Here is a 3,816-nt window from a genome sequence, read left to right on the forward strand (position 1 = left end):
CCATGGCTACATTGATATGCCTTGAATTGAAATTGCTCAAGCACTCTGAAACATGCATCTTGAATGGTAACGGGTATTTGAGCAAAGCTGGACCAATGTATTAAGCCAAGACATCAAACAATAATTATCGAAAAAGGTTACTAACATGGATAAAGAAATAGAAATTCAAGCGGCAGTATTTCGCCGTTTACTTGCGCACTTAGACTCACATAAAGACGTACAAAACATTGAGTTAATGAACTTAGCGGGCTTTTGCCGTAATTGTTTTAGCAAATGGACAGTGCAGGAGGCTGAAAAATTAGCTGTTGAGGTTGATATCGATACTGCCCGTGAACAGGTTTACGGCATGCCTTACAGTGAATGGAAAGAGAAACATCAATTGCCAGCAACCGAAGAGCAGATGGCAAAATTTAATGCTCTCAATAAGAAATAATAATATGTAGTTCTTTGGCTACTAAGTAATCTAGTAGCCAATTTACTAGCGATAACTCAAAATAAAGTAGCTACTGATCTTCTCTTAAAATAGCGAGTTATGAAAATAAAACTATGAGAATTGAGCGATTTCATCTTGGCTTAATTCACGCCAATCACCTGGCGCTAAATCACCCAGGGTTATTTGCCCGATCTGCTCTCTATGTAAGCCCACGACTCTATTACCTACCGCAGAAAACATACGTTTAACTTGGTGGTATTTACCTTCGGTAATGGTCAGTAATACTTCACTTCTGTATGACGCTTCATCAACTAAATCAACTTCTGCGACCCGCGTTAATATAGCGGGCCTAGTTAACGAGTCTTCACCCTGTAATTGCAAGCCTTCATCAAACCTAGTAACTAAATCCGCAAGTTTTTCATCGCTAATTTCATTACGTAACCAGACCCGGTAAGTTTTTTGGCATTGTTTTTTAGGCGAGATAACATTATGCGACCAGCGACCATCATCGGTGAGCAGCACTAAGCCTGTGGTGTCAGCATCTAAGCGACCAGCGATATGTAAATCAAAAGCCTTATCGACTTCAATAAAGTTAAGCACTGAAGGATAACCTTCATCAACATTTGAGCAAATACTGTCGACGACTTTATGCAAAATATAATAGCGAGAACCACGGGCGGTAAGCTCTTGGCCGTCAATGGTAATAGTATTATTTTCATGTACTTGCATAGCGGCATTTTTAGCTACTGCACCATTAACCCGCACTTCCCCGCTTTTAAGTACTTTTTTAGCTTCGGTTCGGGTCAGTTCAGTACTTTTACAAATGAATTTATCTAAACGCATAATCTGAATAAGTTAATTATAATGATGAAGAAAAGCGCCATTATCCGCATTGTTGCACAACAAGCAATAACTAATACCATTTTCATTAAGTTTATGATCTTGTTGTGCGTAGGAAAAATAAATCAAGGCAAGGCGCTCGATTGACCAATAGCTGGCTATTGGGATTGAGAGCAACGCCGCCTTGGAGTATTTTAACCAGCACAAGTGGGCAATAATTTAATGAAATTGGTATAAAATCACTTTGTTGTTAACCGGAGAAAATAAAGTGCCTTTAATTAAGAATTTACTCGGCTTCGGCCAAATACCAATAACCTTGGTTAAGCAGCTCAGTTGCTAGCTCAACAAAAGCGGCATTATGACTCCACTCGCTGAGGTCATCAGGCAATAACATCACCTTGTCACAAAGTAACTTCACGCCATTGGCGATCTCTGCAGAAAAAGCTAATTCAGTGCCATTGATATAACAAATGCCTTGTTCAATGGTATCTTCAAAGTAGAAAGCACGTAAACCGCCTAAACGTTTTATAGCATGGCTATTGAGTAAATTACTCACTTCCGTCAACTCAAACGGCTCATCGGGTAATAAGGTATCAAGATCATGCTTTGCCGCCGTTAAAAACTGGCCAGTGAATGTTTTAAAGCTCGCGTCATCATCAAGTAAGCTCTGAATTTGGCTTTTAATATTGGCGTAATCCTCATTTGTCACTTCACCGCTGTGGCTAACAACCTTTCGATTAGGATCGGTTAATAACTTGCAGCCTTTATCATTATCAATTAAATGATCAGCAAAAGCGCTAAGTACACTTACCGCTGAATTGGCACGAAAACCGACCGAAAAGCTCATCGATGTATCAAGGGATATGCCTTCATGAGGGAAACCAGGCGGAATATATAAAATATCGCCGGTCTCTAGTTCTACATCGATGATAGCCTCAAAGGGCTCGACATGTAATAACGATTCGTGTGCAGCAAACTCAACATGTGAACCGTTATCGCCAACGCGCCAGTGACGTTTACCTGAGCCTTGGCAAATAAAAGTATCGTAGTTATCCATGTGCGGACCGACACTGCCTCCAGGCATAGCAAAACTGGCCATTAGATCATCTAAGCGCCAGTGGGGCAGAAAACGAAAGGCTTCAATAATTTCTGCTGCTTCTTCAGAGAAGTTATCAAGCGCTTGTATCACTAGTGACCAGTTTTCACTGCCTAAATGTTCATAACTTTCAAATGGACCAAAAGAAGCTTGCCATTGACCATCTTTTTTATGAACCAAACGAGACTCTATTTGTTCTTCCATAGCAAGACCTGCCAATTCGTCCGCAGCAATCGGGTCAACAAAGTCTTTAAACCCCTGGCGAATTACTACCGGTTTTTTTTGCCAGTATTCATCGAGAAATTCTTGCTGGGTCATTTGCTTCAAGTTTAAGGTATACATAGTTTTCCATTCTTCTCATTAAGTTACGTTAGCTATTGCTTAGCTGGTGTCGAAAGTTAAGCCACAGACATGCCGGCAATCTTATGCCAAAAACCATTACACTCATTTATACCATCGAGTTCTTTTCTCAAAGGTTTAACGAGTTGCGCTCTAAAATAATCAAATTGGCTAAAGGCTTGGCTGCTATCAGCACTGATTCTGGCAATATCAACCCCCATTGCATCAAGGGCTGGCATTTCATTGATGAGATTATACTGGTAACCCGACATAGTTTGAATACCATTGAGCAGAAAAACACGTTCGCCTTCGCGACTATTCATTCGGCGACCTTGTGGATATTTAATACAACAATACTCACAATCATCTTTTGCTTTATCTTCAGAGCGAGCGGTAAAGCAGCGCGCCGAGTACGCTAATGGTAAATAACCCCAAGAAAAAATTTCACACTCAAATTGCTGTCCTATACCGGCATCACTGGCCTGATTTATTTTTCCTATGTACAACAAGATCAAAAACTTAATGAAACTGCTATTACTTTAACAGTGCGCTAAAGTTCACATGCCAGCGGCACAGCTCAGAGCAGAATAGCTTACTCTTAGCCATTGAGACCTACCTTTATCTGCTCCCCCTACCACCTGCTAACTTTAATTTTGTTGCAGCCAAGAGACATTTTCATTCCTATTCCTGTCATTTATTAACCCTCAGCAAAGCCCCTAGCCTTTTTCATTACGTTGATTTTTCAAAGGTATATTTGATAGTAGAGAAGCTATCGTTTACAGTGATGTTACGGAATAACTCATCAGAGTTATCATCCACTAAAACAATAAAAAACAGTGCTAGCATTAATTCGTAAGGGATATATCGGATTGAATAAATAGGCTCTGTAAAAGCGATATTTAAAGGTTATTAGTCTTAATGAATTTATCCCAATTTGAAATAAAAAAAATAATCTATTCCTACGAAGATACAGTTGTCGCGCGTGTTGTCCCTAACAGTGCCGAGTTTGATGCTGCAACCGTCATTATTAAATACCAAAACACTGACTACCCTTCCGCTGAGTTAGACTCTCGCTGGAAAAATGAATTTAATATTTTACGTGCTATCA

6 protein-coding genes are annotated in these 3,816 nt (G+C 39.9%); 3 read left to right on the forward strand and 3 right to left on the reverse strand.

The annotated features are described in order from the left end of the window. The first annotated feature begins 145 nt into the window (after positions 1-145). The gene (locus HRT50_RS18210) at positions 146-433 is read left to right on the forward strand and encodes a DUF1244 domain-containing protein (protein ID WP_291617141.1); all 288 of its coding nucleotides are present in this window, start codon (positions 146-148) and stop codon (positions 431-433) included. A 111-nt stretch (positions 434-544) separates the two neighbouring features. Here the strand turns inward: HRT50_RS18210 and HRT50_RS18215 are convergent, their stop codons facing one another. After that, entirely contained in the window at positions 545-1,276 is a 732-nt protein-coding gene (locus tag HRT50_RS18215; protein WP_291617144.1) for a pseudouridine synthase, read from the reverse strand. A gap of 21 nt (positions 1,277-1,297) precedes the next feature. Between HRT50_RS18215 and HRT50_RS18220 the strand changes: the two genes are divergently transcribed. Next, positions 1,298-1,420: a hypothetical protein gene (locus HRT50_RS18220; protein ID WP_291617146.1), complete on the forward strand. Its 123-nt coding sequence runs from the start codon at positions 1,298-1,300 to the stop codon at positions 1,418-1,420. 139 nt (positions 1,421-1,559) lie between these two features. Here HRT50_RS18220 and HRT50_RS18225 read toward each other — a convergent pair whose 3' ends face one another. Together HRT50_RS18225 and HRT50_RS18230 are read right to left on the reverse strand one after the other, a co-directional pair. Then, entirely contained in the window at positions 1,560-2,711 is a 1,152-nt protein-coding gene (locus HRT50_RS18225) for a cupin domain-containing protein (protein WP_291617148.1), read from the reverse strand. A gap of 56 nt (positions 2,712-2,767) precedes the next feature. Then, positions 2,768-3,217, reverse strand: a complete 450-nt coding sequence (locus tag HRT50_RS18230) for a U32 family peptidase (RefSeq protein ID WP_291617150.1) — start codon at positions 3,215-3,217, stop codon at positions 2,768-2,770. Between the two features lie 409 nt (positions 3,218-3,626). Between HRT50_RS18230 and HRT50_RS18235 the strand changes: the two genes are divergently transcribed. After that, positions 3,627-3,816: hypothetical protein (locus HRT50_RS18235; protein ID WP_291617152.1), on the forward strand; the 190-nt coding region annotated here is incomplete at its 3' end.

Source organism: Colwellia sp., from assembly GCF_013215345.1.
Classification (GTDB): domain Bacteria; phylum Pseudomonadota; class Gammaproteobacteria; order Enterobacterales; family Alteromonadaceae; genus Colwellia.